The organism is Sanguibacter sp. 25GB23B1, assembly GCF_040012415.1.
Classification (GTDB): domain Bacteria; phylum Actinomycetota; class Actinomycetes; order Actinomycetales; family Cellulomonadaceae; genus Sanguibacter.
Window position 1 is genome coordinate 254,792 of the sequence record NZ_JBDYKL010000001.1, and the last position, 21,954, is coordinate 276,745.

Sequence of the window (21,954 nt, forward strand, 5' to 3'; positions counted from 1 at the left end):
CACCGACACCCGGATGCAGCCTCAGCCCTCGCCGTCCCGCTGGAGCCAGGTCAGGGCTCCCCGCGCTGCGGCAACACCGGTGCTGAACGAGGCCTGCAGCAGGTAGCCACCGGTGGGCGCCTCCCAGTCGAGCATCTCGCCGGCGACGAACGTGCCGGGCATCCTGCGCATCATCAGCGACTCGTCGACCTCGGACCAGGCGATGCCGCCCGCGGTCGAGATGGCCCGCGCGATCGGCATCGTCGCGGTGACCACGACGGGCACGGCCTTGACGAGCCTGGCCACCACGGCTGCGTCGTCAGGGACAGCGCCACCGCCGGCCTCGCGGACGAGCGCGATCGCGGCGGGGTCGAGACCGATCGAGCGGCGCAGCCAGCTCGAGCCGGAGTCCTTCGGCCGACGGTGCAGCAACCGTTCCGTGAGGCTGTCGCCGGTGAGGTCGGGACGCAGGTCGACCTCGACGACGCACGGCGCACCGGTATCGAGGGTGGCACGGATCGCCGCGCCGATCGCGTAGACCGGGCCACCCTCGAGCCCTGTCCCGGTGACCATCGCGTCGCCGCGTGCTCGACCACCACGGTGGCCGCGGACCGTCAGCGCCACGTTCTTCAGGGGCTTGCCGGCGAACCGGTCCGAGAAGATGTCGGTCCACCCGACGCGCACCCCGACGTTCGCGGGCCGCAGGGGCACCACCTCCACGCCGCGGTCGCGGAACAGGTCCACCCAGGTGCCGTCCGACCCGAGCCGTGGCCACGACGCTCCACCGAGCGCGAAGACCGCCACATCGCTGGCCACCTCGATCTCGCCGGAGTCGGGGCCTGTCAGGCGCAGGGCATCGTGCTCGTCCGTCCACCCCGTCCACCGGTGCCGCGTCTCGATGCGCACCCCGAGCTCGGCGAGGCGCGCCAACCACGCGCGGACCAGCGGTGTCGCCCGGAACGCCTTCGGAAACACCCGCCCGCTGGACCCGACGAACGTCTCCTCGCCGAGGCTCCCGCACCAGTCACGAAGATCCTGCGCGGCGAACCGCTCGAGCATCGGTCCGAGCCGGTCCGCCGACTCGCCGTACCGCCCCACGAAGCGGTCGGCGTCCTCGGAATGGGTGATGTTCAACCCTCCGCGACCCGCCAGGAGGAACTTCCGGCAGACGGCCGGCATGTGCTCGTACACCGTCACGTCCACGCCGGCACGGGCCAGCTCCTCAGCGGCGATGAGCCCCGCCGGTCCACCACCGATCACGCTCGCCGTGCTCATGTGCCGGGACGTCCGGGGGCAACGGTGAGTGTGAGCATGACCAGAACGTAGCCCATGGACCACGGTGGTCGTGGAGCCCGGCCGTCACGCCGATGAGTCAGGCACGGGCGGTGCCCGCTCCCTTGCGCAGCGCGACGGGGAGGATCGTCAGCACGGCGATGACGGCGACGGCGGCGGCGAGCCCGCCGTACATCGCCCAGTCGACCGTGGGGACGGGTGTGCCGAGGAGTCCGACGCTCGCCCCGACGAGCGCGGGGACCACGGCGGCGGTCCCGATGACCCAGGCGACGAGGACGACGAACACCGACTCGACGGCGACCATCGCGGTGAGCTGGCGGCCCGTGGCTCCGGTGCGCTTGAGGAGCGTGAACTCGCCACCGCGCTGGGACGTGAGCATGGCGAGGGTGTTCGCGGCAGCGAGCCCGATGAAGGCGAGCAGCGCGAGGAGGAGCACGGCCGAGAGGGTCTGCTGGGACTCCCCCGCGCTCCGGGCATCCTGGACGTAGGCAGCGACGCTCCGGCTCTCGACGCCCATCGCCGCGAGCGCGTCTCGGACGTCGCCGGTGGATCCGGCCTCGGCCTGGAGGAACACGGCGTCGGGGGTGACCGCCGCGTCGTGCGCTGCGGCGGTGCTCTCGCCGACGAGGAAGTCGCCGAAGCCGAGGCCTCGGTCGTAGACGGCGACGATCGTCGCGAGGGAGAGCGTGCCGTCCGGGAACCGCAGCTCGACGGTGTCGCCGAGCCCTTTGAACGTGCCGAAGGTCGCGTCCCCTCCGACGGCGATCGTGCTGACGTCGTCGAGATCGGTGAGGGACCCGGCGGTGACCTGCGGGTCGACGACGTCGGTCGTCATGCCGCTCGGCAGGACGCGCAGGGCGGTCGGCTCCCAGGAGAGGGCGTCGAGCGCAGGGATGTCCTCGTCGTCGGCGTCGACCTTGACGTCGGCCGAGGTGACGCCGGTGCTCACGACCTCGGCGACGCCGGGGAGCGAGCCGATCTTCGTGACCTCGTCGGGGGTGACGGTCGACGCGTCGACCACGAGGTCGGCCTTCAGGCCCGCTTCGAGCTGCATGCCGGACGCCTCGACGGCGGTCCGGTTGACGCCGGACTGCACGGTCCCGAGGGCGAGCAGCAGCGCGAGGGGCACGATCGCCGACGTGAGGCGGCGGGAGAAGCCGCGGGCGTTGGCCATCGCCAGGTGACCGCTCGCCCACCCGCGCGGGCTCGAGAGCCGCAGCGCGTGCTCCGACACCCAGGCGACGAGCACGGGGCCGGCCAGCGCGGCCGCGGTGATGAGCAGGAACGCCGAGCTCGCGCCGGCGGCGGTGCCCATGAGACCGGGAGAGAAGAACGGGACGAGGGCGACGGCGAGGCCTGCTCCGGCGAGCCAGACCGCGGTGATCGTGCGGCCGCGACCGAGAGTCGAGGGTTCGGCGGTGCTCTGCTGCACGGCGGCCGTGGGGCTCGTCCGCACGGCCTCGCGTGCTGCGAGCCGCGCAGCGAGTAGACCGGTCGGCACGAGGAGGAGGAGCGTCGCGACGACGGGCGCCGGGGTGATCGTCAGCTCGTACCCTGTGGGGACGATGCCGCTCGACGCGAGCAGCGGTTCGAGGAGGCGCGCGGCGAAGAGTCCCGGCACGGCGCCGAGCGGACCGGCGACGGCGAAGACGAGGAGGACCTCGCCCGTGACCATCGTGCGGATCTGGGCACCGGTCGCACCGACCGCCCGCAGGAGAGCGAACTCACGACGACGCTGCCGCAGCGCGGCCGAGATCGTCGAGGAGACCATGAGGACGACGATGAGGATCGTCGTGCCGCCGAAAGACCCGGCGACCGTGGCGAGCATCATCGCGGCGCCGCCCGCCTGCTCGCCGCTGAAGCCGGTGCGCAGGCCCGAGTCCATGAGGACGCCGGTGGCGGCCAGGAGCGCGGAGGCGAGCAGGACGATGAGGAAGCTGCCCGCCATGCTCGCGCGGTGGGCACGAGCGGAGGACTTCGCGAAGGACCACATGCGGCTCACCGCCCCAGCGTCAGCAGGCGAGCAGTGATCTGCTCGGCGGACGGCGACTCGAGGTGTCCGACGACCGCACCGTCGGCCAGGAAGAGGACCTGGTCGGCGACCGCGGCGACGCGGGCGTCGTGCGTGACGAGGACGAGCGTCTGGCCGAGGCTCTCCGTCGCGCTGCGCAGGACGTCGAGGATCTGCTCTCCCGTGTGGGAGTCGAGCGCACCCGTCGGCTCGTCGGCGAAGACGACCGCCGGTCGCGTGATGAGCGCACGCGCGATCGCGACCCGCTGCGCCTGACCGCCGGAGAGCTGACCGGGCAGCCGGTCCTCCATGCCCTGGAGGCCGACCGAGTGCAGCAGGTGGTCCTGCCACGCCGGGTCCGGGCGGCGCCCGTCGAGCAGCAGCGGGAGCTGGACGTTCTCCGCGACCGTGAGGTGGCCGATGAGGTTGTACGCCTGGAAGACGAAGCCCACGCGACGACGACGGAAGCGCGTCAGGCCGTCGGGAGACATCGCGGTGAGGTCCTCGTCGCCGACGATCACCTGACCGCTCGTCGGGGCGTCGAGCCCCGCGGCGCAGTTGAGGAACGTCGACTTGCCCGAGCCGGACGGGCCCATGACGGCTGTGAAGGACCCGGGCTGGAGGGCGACCGAGACGGAGCGCAGCGCCTCCGTCTCACCGAGACCGTTCGGGTACGTCTTGCGGACCTGGACGAGCCGGACGGCCGTCAACGATCCGGGCGGGGCGAGGGACGGTGCAGGGACCGTAGCTGAAGCCATGGCGGCGCTCCTTGAGAGTCGGGACGACGGGGTGTTTCCGTCGCTCTCGACGCTATGAGCAGGCAGGGGGCGCCATCGAGCCGCCTAGGGACGCACCTCGCGGGTTGCATCCTTCGATGCAGGCTCGTCTCCGGGGACCGTGACGATGCGGTTCTGGTACGCCCACACGACCGCCTGGAGGCGTGACCGGACGCCGATCTTCGGCATCATCCGCGCGAGGTGGGACTTCACGGTCGACACCTCGACGACGAGCTCGGCAGCGATCTCGTCGTTCGACATCCCCTGCGCCAGAAGGAGGAGGATGTCGACCTCGCGGGCGGTGAGCAGGTCCGATCCGCGCTGCACCGAGACGGGCTGCGTGCGGCGACGCTCGACGAACTCCCGCAGGACGCGGCGCGTGAGCGTCTGGTCCAACGTGCCGTTGCCAGCGGCGATCGACCGGACCGCGTCGACCATGACGGACGGCTCCGCATCCTTGAGGAGGAAGCCCGACGCCCCCGCCTCGAGCGCCCCGAAGACGTAGTCGTCGAGGTCGAAGGTGGTCAGCACGAGCACCGGGACCGGGTCCGTCGCATCGGGGCCGCAGAGCTCGCGGGTGGCGCTGATGCCATCACGACCAGGCATGCGGATGTCGAGGCACGCGACGTCGGGCCGCAGCTCCCGCGCGAGGCGCACCGCCTCGTCGCCGTCCGACGCGACGCCGACGACCTCGATGTCCGGCTCCGAGCCGAGGAGCGCCGACAAGCCCGCCCGGACGAGCGCCTGGTCGTCGGCGATGATGATGCGGATCATCGGGGCTCCTCGGTGCTCGTCCTGGTCCCGGTGTCGGGCTCGATCCCGGTCGCGTCGCGGCGCAGCCGCAGCGTGACGTCCCAGCCGCCGTCGATGGTGGGACCGTAGCGCAGGTCGGCGGCCGTGAGCTCCGCCCGCTCGCGCATACCGACGAGCCCGAAGCCGCCGCTCGAGACCGTCGCGGTCGGTGCCGTGCTCCCCGCGTCGTTGTGGACGGTCACGACGACCGCCTCCGGGTCGCGGTCGTCGACCGTCACGACGCACCGCGCCCCGGGCGCGTGCTGCACCGCGTTGGCCAACGACTCCTGGACCATGCGGAACGCCGTGAGCTGCGCGAGCGGGCCGAGGCCCGCCCCGAGCGGGCGGTCCGCGTCGGGTGCACCGGGCACGTCCCGCGCGCCCGTCCTGAGAACGCTCAGCTCGACCGTCATCCCCGTCGCCGACGCCTGCGCGGTGAGCTCGGCGATCCCGCCCAGCGCCTCGACGGCGAGCTCGCCCGCATCACCCTCACGGAGCAGCCCGACGAGCCGCCGCAGGTCGCGCAGAACCGCCGTGCTCTGGCTGCGCACCTGCCGGACGCCCTCGGTGGCGCTCGCGGGGTCGGTCGCGATCTGACGCTCGATCGCGGCTGCCATGACGGCGATGCCGGACAGGTGGTGGGCGGCGATGTCGTGCAGCTCGCGGGCCATCGCCGTCCGCTCCTGCGCACGCGCCTCGCGGACGAGGGCGTCCTGCTCGCGGGCGAGCGCCCGCAGCTCGTGCTCCCGGGCGCGGCTGATCTCGCGCCGCGTCGCGACGAAGAGCGCGACGAGCGCAGGGACGCCGACGACGAGCACGGACTGGCCGACCGCGGACGCGACCGCGAGGCCCGGCGTGAGGTCACCGTCACGCAGACCGGTGACGAGGTAGCCGACACACGTCAGCGCCACGGCGACGAGAGCCACCGGACGCACGACGCCGACCGGACGTTCGACGAACGCGACGTAGCTCGCGACCGCGAGCGCGAGCGACGTCAGGCTGTAGGAGCCGTCGAGCGGGTCGCCGGACAGGACGAGCGGTACGGCGACGACGAACGGTATCGCCGCGACGAGCAGCAGCACCACGCGCGGGGCGGCCCGCGCCCAGGCGAGAGCGACGGCCTGCGCGGTGAGCGCGGCGGCCGTCGTCCACCACATCGCCGTCCCGATCCCGGGGATGTCACCAGCAACATCTGGGTCGACGGCTGCCGCGAGCGCGAGCAGCACGACCGACCCGACGGAGACTGCCCAGCAGACCGCTGCCGTGATGACATCGCGGCGCTGCGGAGCAGCGAGCCGGTCAGGTCGGGTCATACGGCGAACTCTACGGAAGAGGCTTCCGGCGCACGCGCATCACCTGTTGCGAGCGTCGAGGGCTCGGGTCATAGTAGGGCGATGAGCGGGTCAAGAATCGGTTGGGTCATCCCCGCGGTGGTGATCGGCGCGGTGGCCGCCATCGTCGGGAACTGGTGGACGGTCGCCGCCATGGTCTGCGTAGCGGTCGGCCTGGTTGCCGCCGAGCGGAGAGATCGTCGACAGCAGCAGGCCTCTGACGAACACCGGTGAACCGCGCCTGGCGCTCCAGGTCTCGAGCGCTCCGAGACTCGTGCAGTCGGCTCGGCGAGAGGTGTCGAATCGGAGCAGGCACGTTCGTCGTACAGGGTGGAGGGCGCCCGGGGTGGGCGCCCCTGACCACTGGAGATGATCCACCATGCAGTTTCTGATCTCGGTGCTCGACACCGACGCGGGCCCCGCGACCTCGAGCGAGATGGCAGCCATCGATGCCTTCGACGCACGGATGAAGGCAGACGGCCACTGGGTCTTCGCCGGTGGGCTCGGGGTGCCGAGCACGGCCACCGTCATCGACGATCGCGGGGGCGCCGGGCTCGTCACCGACGGGCCCTTCGCGGAGTCGAAGGAGTACACCGCCGGGTTCTGGATCATCGAGGCTCCAGACCGCGATGCGGCGCTCGAGCTCGCCACCGAAGGCTCCCGGTGCTGCAACCGCAGGGTCGAGCTCAGGCCGTTCCTCTGAGGACAGCCGACGGGGAGACGGTCACCACGGGACGATTCCCGCGTCCTCGAAGAACCCGCCGGTGGGCCCGCCGTCGGGCAGCGTGGCGAGACGGATGGCGGTCGCGGCACCTTCCTGCGGGGTGCGGGTGCCGCGGAAGCCGTTGAGGTCGGTCGCGACGAAGCCGGGGCAGGCGCAGTTGACGAGGATGCTCGTGCCTTCGAGCTCACGGACGTACTGGAGGGTGACTGCGTTGAGGAACGTCTTGGACGGGGAGTAGGCGACGGCCACGGGGCCGGTGGTCGTCTCCCCGCCGGGTCCGGACTGGCGGGTCAGGGAGCCGACGCCGCTGGACATGTTGACGATCCGCGGCGACGGCGCGCGGTGCAGGAGCGGAAGCATGGCGTTGGTGACGCGCACGACGCCGATGACGTTGGTCTCGACGACCGTGCGGATGATGTCGAGGTCGGCGGTGGTGGGTTGCTGCTGCCAGCCGCCGGTGATGCCGGCGTTGTTGACGAGGGCGTCGAGGTGCCCGGCGCGGTCGGCGATCAGTCGTGCCGCGGCAGCGACGCTGTCGTCGTCGGTCACGTCGAGCGGGACGCCGAACGCGTCGACGCCGGCGGCGACGAGGCGAGCGACGGCCGCCTCGCGTCGGGCCTCGTCGCGGGCGCCGACGCCCACGCTGTAGCCCAACGCGCCGAGGCCTGCCGCGATCTCGTAGCCGATGCCCTTGTTCGCCCCGGTGACCAGGGCTGTCTTCGGTGTGTTCATGGTGTCGATCCTGCGGTTCGGTCGGGTGGGCCGTCCAAGACCATCTGGGTCAGGAGCGATACCTCACGGGTATCGACGGTGCGGCTGCCCGCGTAGCCTGGCCCGATGGAGTCCCGGGAGCTGCGCTACTTCGTCGCCGTCGCGGAAGAGCTGCACTTCGGCCGGGCGGCCCAGCGGCTGGGCATGGCTCAGCCGCCCCTGTCCCGGGCGATCAGCCAGCTCGAGCGTCGCCTCGGAGCGGACCTGCTCGTGCGCACCCACCGGGCGGTCACCCTGACGGAGGCCGGGGCCGTCCTACTGCAGGAGGGCCGGGTCGCGCTGGACGCGATGGAGGCCGCCGAGCAGCGGGCCCGACGCGCCGCGAGCGCCACCGACGACGAGCCGAGCATCGTCCTCGCCACGAAGGCGGGAGCCTCGACCGAGCTCCTGGCGAAGCTGCTCGACGCCTACGCCGTCACTCCTGGTGCGGTCCGCGTCGACGTGATCCTCTGCGGTCCCGGCGAGCAGGGACGAGCGCTCAGGACGGGGCGGGCGGACGTGGCGATCCTCCACCAGCCCTTCGACCGGACCGACGACCTCGACGTCGAGGACCTCTGCACCGAGGGGCAGGTCGCGGTCCTCCCCGCGGGCCACCCCTTGACGACGCGCACGACCCTGCGCCTCGAAGACCTCGCCGCCGTGACGGACCTGCCCGAGCCGCGCTGGCCCCGGCCGGACGGCTCGTACCCGGCCGGCCCGGGACCCGAGGTCCAGAGTCACACGCAGGTGCTCCAGCTCGTCTCGCTCGGGCGCACCATGATGGTGGCCCCCGACTCGTGCCGCAGCCAGCTGCGCGACGACGTCGTGGCCGTCCCGGTCGTCGACGCCCAGCAGGTCACGACGGTCGTCGCCTGGCCGCCGCTCAGCCGCTCCCGCGCCGTCGCCGACCTCGTGCAGACGGCGCTGCGCCTCTAGAGGTTGCGCAGCACTGGGCACCGTGACGATCCGAGGCTCGCCGTCCCCCCGAGGGATGACCAACCGTGCGTCGCGATCCGACCACGCGGTGATGCCGGAGCCCCCTGTGGAACGCCAGGGTTCCACCATGACCGGACCCGCAACCACGACCAGCGCGCTGCGCAACCCACGAGCCGAGGACGGCCAGCGCCTCGGCCAGAGCGGTGGCATGGGCACAGCGCCTGTGCTCGGCGCTGCGGTGCTGGTCGGGGTCCTGTGGGGTGCGGCGACGTCCGGCCTGCAGACGGTGCTGCCGTGGCCGTTCGCGGGGCTGGCCAACGCGGTCGGCCCCTGGGTGGCTCCCGCGTTCCTCGTCGGCGCGTGGAGCAGGCGGCCCTGGGTCGCGGTCCTGGCGGGGGTCCTGGTGTGCTTCGGGGAGGTCGGCGGGTACTACGCCACGTCTGCCCTGCGGGGCTTCGGTATCAACCCGACCATGGTCGTGATGTGGGCCGCCACCGGTGTGCTCGGCGGGCCGGTCCTGGGAGCGGCCGGGTGGTGCTGGCGGCGCGCCCGTTCGATGCGAACCTCCGCGCTGGGGGCGGCGCTGCTCGGTGGGGTCTTCCTCGCCGAGGGCGTGGTCACCTACGGCGTGTACCTGGGCTACATGGGCGACGCTGTCGTCTTCTGCGTCCTCGGTGCCGTCCTGGTGGTGACTCTCGGCGCGACCACGTCAGCGGCGCGGACGGCTGGTGCGCGGGTGCGAGGCGTCGGTGCGGCCGCGGCGTGGTTGCTGCTGGTGCTGCCGCTAGGTGCTGCTGGGGAGGTGCTGCTGCACTCGGTCATGACCTGAACAGCGCTGCGACGAGTCCACCTCCGATGACGAGCCCGGGCGGTGCGATCATCAAGACGAAGAAGGCCGGTGATCCGATCCCCTGGAGGAGCGCCCGGTGCCGACAAGCCCCCCTCAGGCGGCAGCACCACTAGGGTCAGAGCACCGCGCACCGGCCGACGACCGGGGAGCCAGAGGTCTGCGGCCCCGGGACCTCACACCGAGCAGGAGGGCACGTCGTGATCCACGAGCTGGGCGTCCGGGGCAACCTCCGGAGATGATGACCGAGAACGGGATGACCCTCCCGTACAGGCGCTGACGTCGACCGCTGCTTCATCGAGCTGTTCCGGAACGGAGAACCGTGTATCTCGCTCATGCGTGGGACGGCCTGCTGATGGTCGACGGCGCTGCACGGCTCTTCGACGTCCCAGAGTTCCTGGGCGGGCTCGTCGCAGACTTCGGTGAGGGCTCGGTCGTGATCCTCACCGGCGTCAACGCGGGCCCCGTTCTCGTGACGGTCGCGACGACATCGAGCGCGCCGGACCTCGATCACACTGCCACGTGGGAGGACATCGTCGAGGCTAGCGTCGAAGCCGACGACTCGGGGCTGGACGGCATGGTCGTCGTCGGACCGGAGGACGAGCCACCGGCAGAGAGTGCGCGGCTCGACGTCCACGGTGGCGGCTGGTACCGCCTGCGCGTCTCTGCACGAGGCCGCGACATCGCCTACGACCTCACGACCGATGAGCCCGTCGAGCACTACCTCGTCCAGGCCTGGCCCCAAGCCCCCTCCCCACCCTCGGTGATCGCCGCGAGCTCACGACTGAGCCGGGAGTGAGTCCCCCGTGAGTGACGTGCCGGATCTCGGTCCCGTGCCAGAGCGAGTGAGCGTCGAGACCGCCCAGGTCCGCCAACTCATCAAGAGCCAGTTCCCGCGGTGGACGGACCTCCCGATCAGGCCTGTCACGAAGGGCGGGTGGGACAACTGGACCTTCCACCTGGGCGATGCCTTGCTCGCGCGTCTCCCCAGCGCCGCCGAGTACGCCAAGGCGGTCGAGAAGGAACACCGATGGCTGCCCATCCTCGCGCCACAGCTGCCGTTCCCGATCCCCACACCCCTCGGTCATGGCGCACCGAGCCCTGACTACCCGCATCCGTGGTCGATCTACCAGTGGCTTCACGGCGAGACTGCCACGCCAGACCGCATCACCGACCCCGTCAGGTTCGCCACCGACCTGGCGACGTTCCTGTCTGCTCTCCAGGCAGTCGATCCGAGCAAGGGACCGCAGCCCGGCGTGCACAACTGGTTCCGAGGCGGCACGCTCCGCACCTTCGACGCCAGCACTCAAGACGCTCTGCGAGACCTCGAGGGCCGCATCGACGTCGAGCGCGCTCGTGACGTCTGGACTGACGCGCTGAGCGCGCCCTGGGACGGCGTCGACCGCTGGTTCCACGGTGACATAGGCGGCAGCAATCTCCTGCTGGACGATGCCGGGCAGCTCTCAGCAGTCATCGACTTCGGAACCTGCGGCGTCGGCGACCCGGCCTGTGACCTCGCCGTCGCCTGGACACTTCTGACTGCTGACGGGCGCCGGACCTTCCGTGAGCGTCTTGGAGCCGACGACGCCACCTGGGCGCGAGGACGCGGTTGGGCGCTCTGGAAGGCGATTGCCATCTGCCGGTCCACCGTCGATGACCCCGCGCACCTCGGGGAGTTCGAAGACGCCAATCGCGTGGTGAACCTGCTGCTCAACGAGTAGGCGATCCCGATAGACCGCGTCGCGTACGCGCCCTCGTTCCCCCGCGGCGGCTCCTCTCCGCTGCGGAGCTGGACTCGATCGGTGTCGCGTGTCGCGCAGGGCCGCTGAGAGGCGCTGCGCGTGACGCACGGGCATCACGCGCAGCGACCCCCTTGAGTCCAGCCAGGACCGGGCCGGCTCAGGCCTGTGCGGCGCGCACCACGTCGGCGAGCGGCGTGACGGGCCGGCCGAGGAGGTCGACGAGGTCGGTGCTGTCGGTCTCGAGGTCGCCGGCGGCGGTGGACCCGTCGAGCGCGGCGACGAACCCGGCCGTGCCCGCGTCGAGGCCGTGCTGCTGGAGCGTCGCGGCGTACTCGGCGACGGAGACGTCGTGGGACACGACGGTCGTGCCGGTGACCTCGGTGATGGTCGCGGCGAGGTCGTCGAAGGTGAAGGCCGGGCCGCCGAGCTCGTAGGTGACGTCGCCGTCCACGTCGGCAAGGAGAGCCGCCGCAGCGGCTGCTGCGTAGTCGGCGCGAGCGGCGCCGGAGACCTTGCCGCCGTTCGCGGCACCGAGGACCTCGCCGGTCGCGAGGTACTGGCCGAGCTGGCTCGTGTAGTTCTCGATGTACCAGCCGTTGCGCACGACCGTGGACGGGATGCCGGAGGCGTGGAGCGCCTGCTCGGTGCCGACGTGGTCGCCGGCGAGCGGGTTCGTGGAGGTGTCGGCGCGGAGGATGCTCGTGTAGACGATGCGCTCGACACCGGCGGCCTTCGCCGCGTCGATGACGGCGGTGTGCTGCGGGACCCGCTTGCCGGGCTCGTTGGCGGAGACGAGGAGGAGGCGCTGCACGCCCGCGAGCGCTGCGGGGAGGGTCTCGGGGCGGGAGTAGTCGCCCTCGCGGACCTGGACGCCGCGGTCGGCGAGGTCGGCGGCCTTGCTCGGCGTGCGCACGACGGCGACGACGTCGGCTGGGGCGACCCCGCGGTTGAGCAGCTCCTCGACGACGTGGCGTCCGAAGGGTCCGGTGGCTCCGGTGACGGCGTAGGTGGTCATGGCGTTCTCCTCTGGGTCGGGCACCGGGCAGCGAGTGCACCCGGTGAGGTTGCGATAGCGCTAACTATTACACAGTGCCATCCATTCCGACACCAGAGGCGCTAGACTCGTCCCGTGACCACCGAAACCCTCGACGCTCCGGACCCCGGCCCGGACCAGCAGCTCGTCACGGACGTCTTCGCCCGTGACTGCGCCTCGCGCGCCGCGTTCGAGGACGTCACCTCGAAATGGGCGTCCCTCGCCCTGCTCGCCCTCGGCGAGAGCACCTACCGCTTCAACGCCCTACGCCGCCGCGTCGAGGGAGTGAGCGAGAAGATGCTCTCCCAGACCCTCCAGACCCTCGAGCGCGACGGCATGGTCACCCGCGACGTCGTGACGACCATCCCGCCCCGCGTCGAGTACGGCCTCACGCCCCTCGGGCAGCGCGTCGCCGAACGCGTGCGACTGCTCGCCGACCTCCTCGAGGAGACGGCAGGCGACGTCCTGGCGGCACGCTCGGCCTACGACGAGCCGCGCACGGACTGAGCCCACGGCACGCGAGCCGCGCGCGACACGGTGGCGTCTGCCACCCACGGGCGATGCGGCGAGCTTCATCTCATATGGGCATCATGAATCGATATCGATAACGTTATCCATACGTTATGGTCAGACCCATGGCACAGCGGGTCACCATCACAGATGTCGCACGGGTTGCCGACGTCTCGGTGGCGACCGTCTCGAAGGTCATCAACGGCCGCTACGGCGTCGCCGCGAGCACCCTCACACGTGTCAAGGAAGTGATCGAGACGCTCGGCTACGAGTCGAGCCTCGTCGCCCGGAGCCTGCGCTCCCGCAAGACCAACGTCATCGGCATCCTCGTCGCCGAGTTCGAGCCCTTCTCCACCGAGATCCTCAAGGGCGCCTCCGCCGGCCTCGCCGACACCGACTACGAGCTCCTCGCGTACACCGGCGGACGGCACAGCGGCGGCGTCGGCTGGGAGCGGCGCTACCTCTCACGCCTCAGCGGCACCCTCATCGACGGCGCCATCCTCGTCACCCCCACTGTCGTCCACGCCGACGCCGAGGTCCCCGTCGTCGCGATCGACCCGCACGCCGGCCCGGCCGGCCTGCCGACCGTCGACTCGGACAACCTCGCCGGTGCCGAGCTCGCGACCCAGCACCTGCTCGCCCTCGGCCACCGTCGGATCGGCTTCCTCGCCGGACGCAGCGACCTCGAGTCGTCCCAGCTCCGCGAGAACGGCTACCGGCGCGCGCTCGCGACCGCCGGGATCGACGTCGACCCCACCCTCATCCGCGCCGGCGAGTACCGCACCGAGAGCTCACGCGAGCCCGCCCGAGAGCTCCTCTCCCTGCCCGACAGGCCGACAGCGATCTTCGCCGCCAACGACCTCTCCGCCATCGCCGCCCTCGAGGTCGCCCAGGAGCTCGGCATCCACGTCCCCACCGAGCTGTCGGTCGTCGGTTTCGACGACGTCCCCGAGTCGGCCCGCACCAGCCCGCCGCTGACGACCGTGCGCCAACCCATCCAGCAGATGGGTTCCGCCGCCATCGGGCTCCTCATCTCCCTCATCGACGGCACACCCGTCGACGAGACCCACATCCGGCTCTCCACCTCGCTCGTCGAGCGCGGTTCCACCGGGCCCCGCTGACAGGACCGCCCATCTCTCCGTCGACGACGCCCCCACGCTCGCTCGTCCCGTCGCTCGTCGTGGTGGCCACCGCCCTCGCGGCGAGCTACGCGGCGGTCGTCGTCGTCCTGCTCCCGAACCAGGTCGCGGCACTCGACCCCGCGAACAAGGTCGCGAACCTCGCCCTCGTCAGCACGGTCGCCTTCGCCCTGACGATCGTCGCCCAACCGCTCGTCGGCGCCCTGAGCGACCGGACCCGGAGCCCGCTCGGGCGACGCGCACCGTGGGCCCTCGGCGGCGCGCTCGTCGCCGCCGCCGCCCTCCTGTGCCTCGGCGGGGCCACGTCGCTCGCAGCGCTCGGCGCCCTGTGGGTCGTCGCGCAGTTCGCGCTCAACGCCCTCGACATCGCCGCGTCGGCCGTCGTGCCGGACGAGGTGCCCTCCCCGCGTCGCGGCCGCACCTTCGCCGTCATCGGCGCAGGCGCCGTCGCCGGCGGCGGGGCCGCCGTCCTCGTGGCCGGGCGGCACGCGGACGACCCGCAGCGCGTCTACGTCGCGCTCGCCGTCCTCGTCCTCGTCGCGAGCGCCGTGTTCGTGCTCGCCGCGCGACCCCGCCGAGGGTGGGCACCGGCACCGGCGTCCACCGGGACCGCCCCGCGAGACGGCGCCCGCAGGGCAGTCTCGCTCCTGCGCAGCATGGTCGTCGACCCACGCAAGGAACCGCTGTTCGCCCACGCGTTCGCGTCCCGCTTCCTCTTCGTCCTCGCGTACAACCTCGTCTACACGTACCAGCTGTTCATCCTCACGGACCACCTCGGCCTCGCGACCGACCGCGCGAACCGCCTCCTCGGGCTCCTCACGATCGTGAGCTTCGTCGCGATCCTCGTGAGCGCGACCGTCGTCGGCCGGTGGAGCGACCGGGTGGGCAACCGGGTGCACTTCATGGTCGGTGCGTGCGCCGTGCTCGCCGCAGCGCTGCTCGTCCCCCTCGTCTCCCCCACGGTCGGCGGGATGGTCACCTTCGCGGTCCTCAAGGGCATCGCCTTCGGCGCACACATCGCCGCCGGCAACGCGCTCGTCACGGACGTCCTGCCCGACGGCGGTACCAGCCCCGGCAAGGACCTCGGCATCTACAACGTCGCGACGAACATCCCGCAGACCGTCGCCCCGGCCGTCGCCGGCATGGTCATCACGCACCTCGGCGGGTATGCCGCGCTGTTCGTCGTCGCCTCGGGCGTCGCGTGCGCCGCCCTCCTCCTGGGGCGCCGCGTCCAGCCAGGGACCGACCGACCGGCTCCGGGGAAGGCGTCGCGCGCCGTCCCGCAGACGTCCGGCAGCCAGGACGAAGGTCCGATGCACCAGGTGCGCACAGTCGTAGCGTGAGAAGTGAGGGACCGAGAACGACCTCGGTCATGTCGAAGGAGACACCATGCGAACCGTCGTCGTCACCGGATCAGCATCGGGCATCGGCAAGGCGCTGGCAGAGACCCTCGCGGCCCGCGGCGACCGGGTCGTCGGGGTCGACCTCCACGACGCCGACATCACCGTCGACCTCACCAGCCCGCAGGGGCGCAGCGACCTCGTCCGCCAGGTCACCGACCTCACCGACGGTGTCGTCGACGCCGTCGTCGCCAACGCCGGGCTCGCCCACCCGACCCCCGCGACGGTCGCCGTCAACTACTTCGGCACCATCGCCACCCTCGACGGGCTCCGTCCCCTGCTCGCCGCCTCCACGGCACCGCGCGCCGTCGCGACCGGGTCCATGGCCAGCATCATGCCGTCGGACCCCGAGCTCGTCGACCTGTGCCTCACCGGTGACGAGAGCGGAGCGCTCGCCCGAGCACAGGTGCTCGCCGACACCGACGGCGGCTCGACCATCTACTCGAGCACCAAGGTCGCCCTCGCCCGGTGGGTGCGCCGCAACGCGCCGACAGCCGAATGGGCCGGTGCCGGCATCCCGCTCAACGCCATCGCGCCGGGGATCGTCGAGACACCCATGGTCGCCGACCTGCTCGCGACCGAGGAGCAACGGACCCAGATGGCCGCGCTCGTGCCCATGCCGCTGCACGGCTACATGTCCGCCCAGGTCCCGGCCGACCTGCTCGCGTGGCTCGTCAGCACCGAGAACACGCACCTCTGCGGCCAGGTCGTCTTCGTCGACGGCGGCTCCGACGTGGTGCTGCGCGGCGACTCCACCTGGTGAGCGTCGCACGGCGATGCTGGTCAGCGAGCTCTCGACCGGCACCGGAGGGGTAGGGACAGCCCTACCCTCTCGGTAGGGACGACGCGCACCGTCTCGGCGGCTGGCACCATGGGCCCGCGCGCGCCGGGCTGGAACGATCGGAGCATGAGCCAGAGCGCCGTCACCGAGATCCTCCTTCCCACGACCCTGAACGATCCGGCAGACCGTGTCGAGGACCGTGCCCGGCCCTCCGGACGGTTCCGTCAGCTCGGCACCGACACCGCCTACGTCCTCGCGACGCTGCCCTGGACGATCCTCGGCTTAGTCGTGGTCCTCGCACTGCTCTCCGTCGCGCTCCCGCTCGTGGCACTCGGGATCGGGGTGCCGCTCGCAGCGGCGGCGCTCGCCACGGCCCGCGGTCTCGCGGCGGTCGAGCGCGGCCGCCTCGTGCGGCGCGACGCCGTCGTCGGTCACGACCGGTACGCGTCCCAGCCCTTCGCGGTCCCCGCGCGACCGCGGACCGGGTACGGACCGGCGATCGTCGGGCCGCGTGACGATGCCGGGCCCTGGCGTCGGTGGGTGCGTGTCCTCGCCGACGGCCAGAGCTGGCTCGACGCCCTCCACGCCCTCACGGCCTGGATCGTCTCGATCGCGACCGCCTGCGTGACCCTCACCTGGTGGGTCGGCGCGCTCGGCGGCCTGACGGCCTGGGTGTGGGACCGCTACCTCCCCACGGACGACGGTGGCCTCGACGGCATCACCGGCGCAGGGCGCGACGCCCTGGAGCTCGTGAACTCCGTCGGGTTCCGCGTCGCGGGAGGCGTCGTCCTCCTGCTCACGCTGCTGCCCATGACCCGCGCGATGGCCAACCTCCAGGCAGGCTACGCGCGCCTGCTCGTCGGGGACCAGCGGCATCCCTGAGCCGCCGGCCCCCGGCGGCTCAGGCGTTGTCGAGCCCGTCCTGCACGAGATCACGAGCTGCTCCGTTGCTAGTGTCGATCTGCCCGGTCCTCGTTCGACGGACGTGTAGAGACCGGGACAGCCCCGGTCCTGCAGCACTGACGACAGGAGACAGCGATGCGCTTCATGATGATCCTCAAGACCACCCCCGCCGCCGAGAAGGCCGCCCAGGCCGCCGGGATGACCGCCGAGCTCATCGACGCGATGGGGAAGTTCAACAGCGACATGGTCAAGGCCGGCATCCTCCTCGGCGGCGAAGGCCTCATGCCGTCGGACACGGCCACGACCGTGACCATCACCGAAGAGGACACCGTCGTCCTCGACGGCCCGTTCGCCGAGACCAAGGAGCTCATCGCGGGCTTCTGGCTCCTCCAGGTCTCCTCCCAGGAAGAGGCCGTCGAGTGGGCCAAGCGCATCCCGACCCCCGCCGGCGACACGACGGTCGTCGAGGTGCGCCGGATCGTCGAGGCCGACGACTTCGGTGACGACTTCACTCCCGAGGCCCGCGCGGCCGAGGACCGTCTGCGGGACACGATCGCCGCGCAGCACGGCTGAGCCACGGCGCTCGGGAGCACAGGCCGGAGAGCAGGGCAGGATCGAGAGAGGATGACGACGAGCATGGGTCAGACTCCGCGCCCGGACGACGCCGCGGCGGTCCGCCGGACCGTCGAGGCGGTCTGGCGGATGGAGTCCGCCCAGCTCGTCGCATCCCTCGCCCGCCTCACGCGGGACGTCGGCCTCGCCGAGGAGCTCGCCCAGGACGCCCTCGTCGCGGCCCTCGAGCAGTGGCCCGAGTCTGGCGTGCCGACCAAGCCAGGTGCCTGGCTCATGACGACCGCACGCCGACGCGGAATCGACCAGTTCCGCCGCGCCGAGACCCTGCGACGCAAGACCGCCGAGATCGGCCACGTCCTCGAGCAGGAGCAGGCCGAACCGCCCGACTGGGACACGGCGCTCGACGAGCCGGTGGAGGACGACCTCCTCCGGCTCGTCTTCATCGCATGCCATCCCGTCCTGCGCCGCGAGGCGCGGGTGGCACTCACGCTGAAGATGGTCGCCGGTCTCGGCACCCCGGAGATCGCCCGGGCCTTCCTCGTGCCGGAGTCGACCGTCGCCCAGCGCATCGTCCGCGCGAAGAAGACGCTCGCCGCCGCGCGCGTACCGTTCGAGATGCCGTCCGGCGACGAGTTCGCGGCGCGCCTCGCGTCCGTCCTCGAGGTGGTCTATCTCGTCTTCAACGAGGGCTACTCCGCGACGGCCGGCGACGACGTCCTGCGCCCCGCGCTCGTCGAGGAGTCGCTGCGCCTCGTGCGCATCCTCACCGGGCTCGTCCCGCAGGAGCCGGAGGTGCACGGCCTCGCCGCCCTCCTCGAGATCCAGGCGTCCCGGTCCGCCGCCCGGACAGCACGCGACGGCTCCCCGGTCCTGCTGCTCGAGCAGGACCGCTCGCGCTGGGACTGGCTGCTCGTCACACGCGGGCTCGCGGCGCTCGCGCAGGCGGAGCAGCTGTGCCGCGCACAGGAGAGAGCGCTGGGCCCCTTCGCCCTCCAGGCGTCGATCGCCGCGTGCCACGCCCGGGCACGCGAGCCGGAGCAGACGGACTGGGTCGAGATCGCCGCACTCTACGAAGCCCTCGCGCAGCTCCGGCCGACGCCCGTCGTCGAGCTCAACCGTGCGGTCGCCGTCGCGATGGCGTACGGGCCCGCCGCCGGGCTCGAGCTCGTCGACCGGCTGGCCGACGAGCCCGCCCTGGCCGGCTACCACCTGCTCCCGAGCGCCCGCGCCGACCTCCTCCTCAAGCTCGACCGCCGCACCGAGGCCCGCGCCGAGCTCGAGCGCGCGGCGTCGCTCACCCGCAACGAGCAGGAACGACGCCAGCTCCTCGCGCTCGCGGAGACATGCTGAGCCGGACCACACTGATCCCGTCGCACCGAGCCCATCGCCGGGCACCACGAGAGGAAGCACCATGTCGTTCCAGGCATACCTCGACGCCGTCGAGACCAAGACCGGCCTCACACCGCGCCAGATCGTCGCTCAAGCCACGGAGAAAGGCTTCGACGACCCGTCGGTCAAGGCCGGCACCATCGTCGAGTGGCTCGCCGCCGACTACGGCCTCGGCCGCGGGCACGCGATGGCGATCGTCCACGTCATCAAGAAGGGGCCGCAGATCAGCAGCAAGCACGTGGGCAGCGACGGCGCGCACAGCGACGAGTCCGACGTCCTGTGGCTCGACGGGAAGGACACCAAGCCCTAGCTGCTGTGGGTCACGACGGTCGCCCGCCCTAGACTCGAGATCATGAGCATCGTCGACGACCTCATGAGCAGCGAGCGTCGCCTGGCCACGGGTGCCGGGACCGACTACGACGCGGTGCTGCACGACGACGCACTCGTGATCGTTCCGGGAGCCGTCCTCGACAAGCAGGAGTGCGTCGCGGCGATGGACGCGTCTCCCGGCTGGGACTCGGTGGACCTGCGAGAGCCACGCCTGCTCCGGACCGCCGAGACGGCCACCGTCGTCTACTCGTTCATCGGGCAGCGCGGCTCCACGACGTACGAGGCGACGCTCGCGAGCACCTACGTCCGCCAGGACGACACCTGGCGTCTGCTGGTGCACCAGCAGACCGCAGGTTGACGCCTCGCTGGTGAGCGTGAGCGCTCAGAGCGCCTCGACGTAGGCGGCGAACTTGTCGAAGCTCGTGAGGAGCCCGGCCTGTGCCTCCTCGCTGACGTAGTGCGGCGGGAGGTTCGTCTGGTGGGAGACCACCTCCGTGCGACCGTCGCCGAGGTCGGTGAAGGTCACGCTCGTCGTGATCGGGTGGTCGTTGTCGCTCCCGGCCTCTTGCCACACGAGCCGTTCCGGTGCGGTGATCTCGACGTAGACGCCGCGCGTGGGATAGACCTCGCCGGTCGCGTCGTTGACCATGTCGGTCGTGAACGCCCCGCCGGGGCGGAGGTCGACGGTGATGTTCTCGATCGGCGTGCTCACACCGACCGGGCCCCAGAAGTGGGTGAGGTGCTCGGGGGTGGTCATGCAGGCGAAGATGAGCTCCCGCGACGCGGCGTAGACGCGCGTGTGGGTCACTTCGTGAAGCTCTGTGGGGGTGCCGTCCGTGGTGGTGTCGCTCATGGCTGGTTCTCCTCGGGTGCGGTGGTGCTGTGCTGGATGTCCCTCAGGTGCTGCCCCAGCTGGTCGAAACGGTCCTGCCAGACCGCACGGTGCTCCTCGATCCAGTCGACAGCGGTGTCGAGCGGCTCGGCCTCCAACCGGCAGGGCCGGTACTGGGCGTCGCGCCCTCTCGTGATCAGCCCGGCCCGCTCGAGCACCTTGAGGTGCTTGGAGATCGCCTGGAGGCTGATGTCGAACGGCTCGGCGAGCGCGTTCACCGTGGCCTCGCCCTGTGCGAGCCGGGCGAGGATCGCTCGGCGCGTGGGGTCGGCCAGGGCGGCGAACGTGATGCTCAGCGCGTCGTCTGCCATGGTATTCAATCTGTTGGTTGATCAACCGATAGGTTGATCATGATCCCGGTCGCCGGCAGTGTCAAGACCCAGGCAGCGAGCCGACCACGACCGTCGCGTCGGCCTCCTCCCGGCGGACCACCCGCGGCACGAGACCCGCCTGCCGGACGATCGACACCGTCCCAGGTGCCTGCCGCTCGCTCGTCTCCACGAGCAGACGACCGCCCGGCGCGAGCCACTCCCGAGCGCCCTGCGCCACGCGGCGGTGCATGTCGAGGCCGTCAGCACCACCGTCGAGGGCGCGGTGCGGCTCGTGGTCACGCGCCTCGGCCGGCAGGAGCCGGATCTCGCCGGTCGGGACGTACGGCGCATTGGCCACGAGGACGTCGACCCGCCCCCGGAGCGCGTCCGGGAGCGCGTCGAACAGGTCCCCCAGGAAGACGCGGTCCGCAGGGCGCACCGTGTGCCGCGCGCAGGCCACCGCGACCGGGTCGACATCCGCGGCGTACAGCTCGACGTCCCGGACCGCCGCGACCGCCGCCCCGACGGCACCGGTGCCACAGCAGAGATCGACGACCACCGGCAGGCTCCGTGCGCCGAGGAGCGCCACCGCCTCGTCGACGAGCAGCTCGCTCCGACGCCGCGGCACGAACACCCCGGGCACCACCGCGACGCGCACGCCGCGAAGCTCTGCCCATCCGAGCACCTGCTCGAGCGGGGCTCCGGACGTGCGCCGCTCGATCATCTCGGCGAGGTGGGACGCGCTCCGCGCCTCGGCGAGAAGCATCGCAGCCTCGTCCTCGGCGAAGACGCTCCCAGCGGCACGGAGCGCGGTGACGGCGCCGACGAGCACGGGATCCGGACGGGTGGCGGTCGAGCGGCGAGGAGCCATGCAGGCGCCCTTCTTCAGGTGAGCGGCACGTGGACCGCCACCCTAGCCACCGCCCGGGCGCGCCACCAGGTGAATTCGCGCGGGCCTGGCTCGGCCCACCTGGCTCGACTCAGCCCTGCCCGGCCCCACCCTCGCCTCCACCAGGAGCCTCGACCCACTGGACGAGCTGAACGACGATCCCGTTCGGGTCGAGCATCTGGAAGTAGCGCTCACCCCACGGTTCGGTCTCGATCGGTGTCGCGACGGTCACGCCCTCGTCGACGAGGCGGGTCCATTCTGCGTCGATGTCGTCGACGACGAACGCCACGAGGAGGCCGGGCCCGGCAGGTCCCGCGTGGGACGCGGGCTTGAAGGACGCGAGGCCGACGCTCAGCAGCGCGATGGAGAAGCCGGCGTCGGGCCGCGTCAGCGCGACGAATCCCTCGGCCGCCATGTCGACGGTGAAGCCGAGGTGCTCGGTGAAGAAGCGGCTGGACGCCTCGATGTCGGGAACGTTGAGGGAGACGGCGGAAGCGGTGATGTTCATGGCGGGGCCTTTCGTCGCGACGCGCACCGTACGGTGTACGGTCAGTCTCAACATGACGGTGTCGCGCGATATTCCGACGCGTCCGGTCTGGTCACGACCTCAGGGGTCTGGTCAC

General features: G+C 71.8%; 25 protein-coding genes. 14 read left to right on the forward strand and 11 right to left on the reverse strand.

From position 1 onward, the window contains the following. Positions 1–21: 21 nt before the first annotated feature. The 5 genes from ABKW26_RS01280 to ABKW26_RS01300 form a co-directional block, all read right to left on the reverse strand. Entirely contained in the window at positions 22–1,254 is a 1,233-nt protein-coding gene (locus ABKW26_RS01280) for a TIGR03862 family flavoprotein (RefSeq protein WP_348590590.1), read from the reverse strand. 97 nt (positions 1,255–1,351) lie between these two features. Then, entirely contained in the window at positions 1,352–3,265 is a 1,914-nt protein-coding gene (locus tag ABKW26_RS01285) for an ABC transporter permease (protein WP_348590628.1), read from the reverse strand. 5 nt (positions 3,266–3,270) lie between these two features. Next, complete coding sequence (locus tag ABKW26_RS01290) at positions 3,271–4,041, reverse strand: ABC transporter ATP-binding protein (protein ID WP_348590591.1); 771 nt, start codon at positions 4,039–4,041, stop codon at positions 3,271–3,273. An 84-nt stretch (positions 4,042–4,125) separates the two neighbouring features. Further along, complete coding sequence (locus ABKW26_RS01295) at positions 4,126–4,833, reverse strand: response regulator transcription factor (RefSeq protein ID WP_348590592.1); 708 nt, start codon at positions 4,831–4,833, stop codon at positions 4,126–4,128. Continuing rightward, on the reverse strand, positions 4,830–6,164 hold the full coding sequence (locus tag ABKW26_RS01300; protein ID WP_348590593.1) for a histidine kinase: 1,335 nt from the start codon (positions 6,162–6,164) through the stop codon (positions 4,830–4,832). Before ABKW26_RS01300 ends, ABKW26_RS01295 begins: the two co-directional genes overlap by 4 nt. Positions 6,165–6,561: 397 nt before the next feature. Between ABKW26_RS01300 and ABKW26_RS01305 the strand changes: the two genes are divergently transcribed. Next, positions 6,562–6,885 (forward strand): YciI family protein, encoded by a 324-nt coding sequence (locus tag ABKW26_RS01305; RefSeq protein ID WP_348590594.1) that lies wholly within the window; start codon positions 6,562–6,564, stop codon positions 6,883–6,885. A gap of 21 nt (positions 6,886–6,906) precedes the next feature. On the opposite strand, the gene ABKW26_RS01310 is transcribed toward ABKW26_RS01305, so the two are convergent. Then, on the reverse strand, positions 6,907–7,638 hold the full coding sequence (locus tag ABKW26_RS01310) for an SDR family oxidoreductase (RefSeq protein WP_348590595.1): 732 nt from the start codon (positions 7,636–7,638) through the stop codon (positions 6,907–6,909). A gap of 105 nt (positions 7,639–7,743) precedes the next feature. Between ABKW26_RS01310 and ABKW26_RS01315 the strand changes: the two genes are divergently transcribed. The 4 genes from ABKW26_RS01315 (at position 7,744) to ABKW26_RS01330 (ending at position 11,160) form a co-directional block, all read left to right on the forward strand. Further along, positions 7,744–8,592 (forward strand): LysR family transcriptional regulator, encoded by an 849-nt coding sequence (locus ABKW26_RS01315; RefSeq protein ID WP_348590596.1) that lies wholly within the window; start codon positions 7,744–7,746, stop codon positions 8,590–8,592. A 127-nt stretch (positions 8,593–8,719) separates the two neighbouring features. Beyond that, positions 8,720–9,421 carry a DUF6518 family protein gene (locus tag ABKW26_RS01320; protein WP_348590597.1) on the forward strand — a complete coding sequence of 234 codons (702 nt, stop codon included), beginning with the start codon at positions 8,720–8,722 and terminating at the stop codon, positions 9,419–9,421. Between the two features lie 340 nt (positions 9,422–9,761). Further along, positions 9,762–10,238: a hypothetical protein gene (locus ABKW26_RS01325; RefSeq protein ID WP_348590598.1), complete on the forward strand. Its 477-nt coding sequence runs from the start codon at positions 9,762–9,764 to the stop codon at positions 10,236–10,238. Between the two features lie 46 nt (positions 10,239–10,284). Further along, the gene (locus ABKW26_RS01330; RefSeq protein WP_348590599.1) at positions 10,285–11,160 is read left to right on the forward strand and encodes an aminoglycoside phosphotransferase family protein; all 876 of its coding nucleotides are present in this window, start codon (positions 10,285–10,287) and stop codon (positions 11,158–11,160) included. 178 nt (positions 11,161–11,338) lie between these two features. Here ABKW26_RS01330 and ABKW26_RS01335 read toward each other — a convergent pair whose 3' ends face one another. Then, complete coding sequence (locus ABKW26_RS01335; protein WP_348590600.1) at positions 11,339–12,196, reverse strand: NAD(P)H-binding protein; 858 nt, start codon at positions 12,194–12,196, stop codon at positions 11,339–11,341. A gap of 114 nt (positions 12,197–12,310) precedes the next feature. Between ABKW26_RS01335 and ABKW26_RS01340 the strand changes: the two genes are divergently transcribed. The 9 genes from ABKW26_RS01340 to ABKW26_RS01380 all read left to right on the forward strand — a co-directional run bounded on the left by ABKW26_RS01340 (position 12,311) and on the right by ABKW26_RS01380 (position 19,597). Next, the gene (locus ABKW26_RS01340; protein WP_348590601.1) at positions 12,311–12,721 is read left to right on the forward strand and encodes a helix-turn-helix domain-containing protein; all 411 of its coding nucleotides are present in this window, start codon (positions 12,311–12,313) and stop codon (positions 12,719–12,721) included. Between the two features lie 128 nt (positions 12,722–12,849). Next, positions 12,850–13,845 (forward strand): LacI family DNA-binding transcriptional regulator, encoded by a 996-nt coding sequence (locus tag ABKW26_RS01345; RefSeq protein ID WP_348590602.1) that lies wholly within the window; start codon positions 12,850–12,852, stop codon positions 13,843–13,845. Between the two features lie 62 nt (positions 13,846–13,907). After that, complete coding sequence (locus ABKW26_RS01350; protein WP_348590603.1) at positions 13,908–15,206, forward strand: MFS transporter; 1,299 nt, start codon at positions 13,908–13,910, stop codon at positions 15,204–15,206. A gap of 46 nt (positions 15,207–15,252) precedes the next feature. Then, positions 15,253–16,026: an SDR family NAD(P)-dependent oxidoreductase gene (locus ABKW26_RS01355; protein ID WP_348590604.1), complete on the forward strand. Its 774-nt coding sequence runs from the start codon at positions 15,253–15,255 to the stop codon at positions 16,024–16,026. A 144-nt stretch (positions 16,027–16,170) separates the two neighbouring features. Further along, positions 16,171–16,926, forward strand: a complete 756-nt coding sequence (locus ABKW26_RS01360; protein WP_348590605.1) for a sensor domain-containing protein — start codon at positions 16,171–16,173, stop codon at positions 16,924–16,926. 156 nt (positions 16,927–17,082) lie between these two features. Beyond that, positions 17,083–17,520, forward strand: coding sequence for a YciI family protein (locus ABKW26_RS01365; protein WP_348590606.1), 438 nt, complete (start codon positions 17,083–17,085; stop codon positions 17,518–17,520). Positions 17,521–17,571: 51 nt separating this feature from the next. Beyond that, positions 17,572–18,870 (forward strand): RNA polymerase sigma factor, encoded by a 1,299-nt coding sequence (locus ABKW26_RS01370; RefSeq protein ID WP_348590607.1) that lies wholly within the window; start codon positions 17,572–17,574, stop codon positions 18,868–18,870. A gap of 61 nt (positions 18,871–18,931) precedes the next feature. Then, positions 18,932–19,219: a DUF4287 domain-containing protein gene (locus ABKW26_RS01375; RefSeq protein ID WP_348590608.1), complete on the forward strand. Its 288-nt coding sequence runs from the start codon at positions 18,932–18,934 to the stop codon at positions 19,217–19,219. Between the two features lie 42 nt (positions 19,220–19,261). Further along, the gene (locus tag ABKW26_RS01380; RefSeq protein ID WP_348590609.1) at positions 19,262–19,597 is read left to right on the forward strand and encodes a nuclear transport factor 2 family protein; all 336 of its coding nucleotides are present in this window, start codon (positions 19,262–19,264) and stop codon (positions 19,595–19,597) included. 24 nt (positions 19,598–19,621) lie between these two features. Here ABKW26_RS01380 and ABKW26_RS01385 read toward each other — a convergent pair whose 3' ends face one another. The 4 genes from ABKW26_RS01385 to ABKW26_RS01400 form a co-directional block, all read right to left on the reverse strand. Next, positions 19,622–20,092, reverse strand: a complete 471-nt coding sequence (locus ABKW26_RS01385) for an SRPBCC domain-containing protein (RefSeq protein WP_348590611.1) — start codon at positions 20,090–20,092, stop codon at positions 19,622–19,624. Next, positions 20,089–20,442 carry a metalloregulator ArsR/SmtB family transcription factor gene (locus tag ABKW26_RS01390; protein WP_348590612.1) on the reverse strand — a complete coding sequence of 118 codons (354 nt, stop codon included), beginning with the start codon at positions 20,440–20,442 and terminating at the stop codon, positions 20,089–20,091. Before ABKW26_RS01390 ends, ABKW26_RS01385 begins: the two co-directional genes overlap by 4 nt. A 61-nt stretch (positions 20,443–20,503) precedes the next feature. Further along, a complete protein-coding gene (locus ABKW26_RS01395) occupies positions 20,504–21,313 on the reverse strand; it encodes a putative protein N(5)-glutamine methyltransferase (protein WP_348590613.1) in 810 nt (269 codons plus the stop codon). Positions 21,314–21,422: 109 nt separating this feature from the next. After that, positions 21,423–21,839, reverse strand: coding sequence for a VOC family protein (locus tag ABKW26_RS01400; protein WP_348590614.1), 417 nt, complete (start codon positions 21,837–21,839; stop codon positions 21,423–21,425). Between the last annotated feature and the right edge of the window lie 115 nt (positions 21,840–21,954).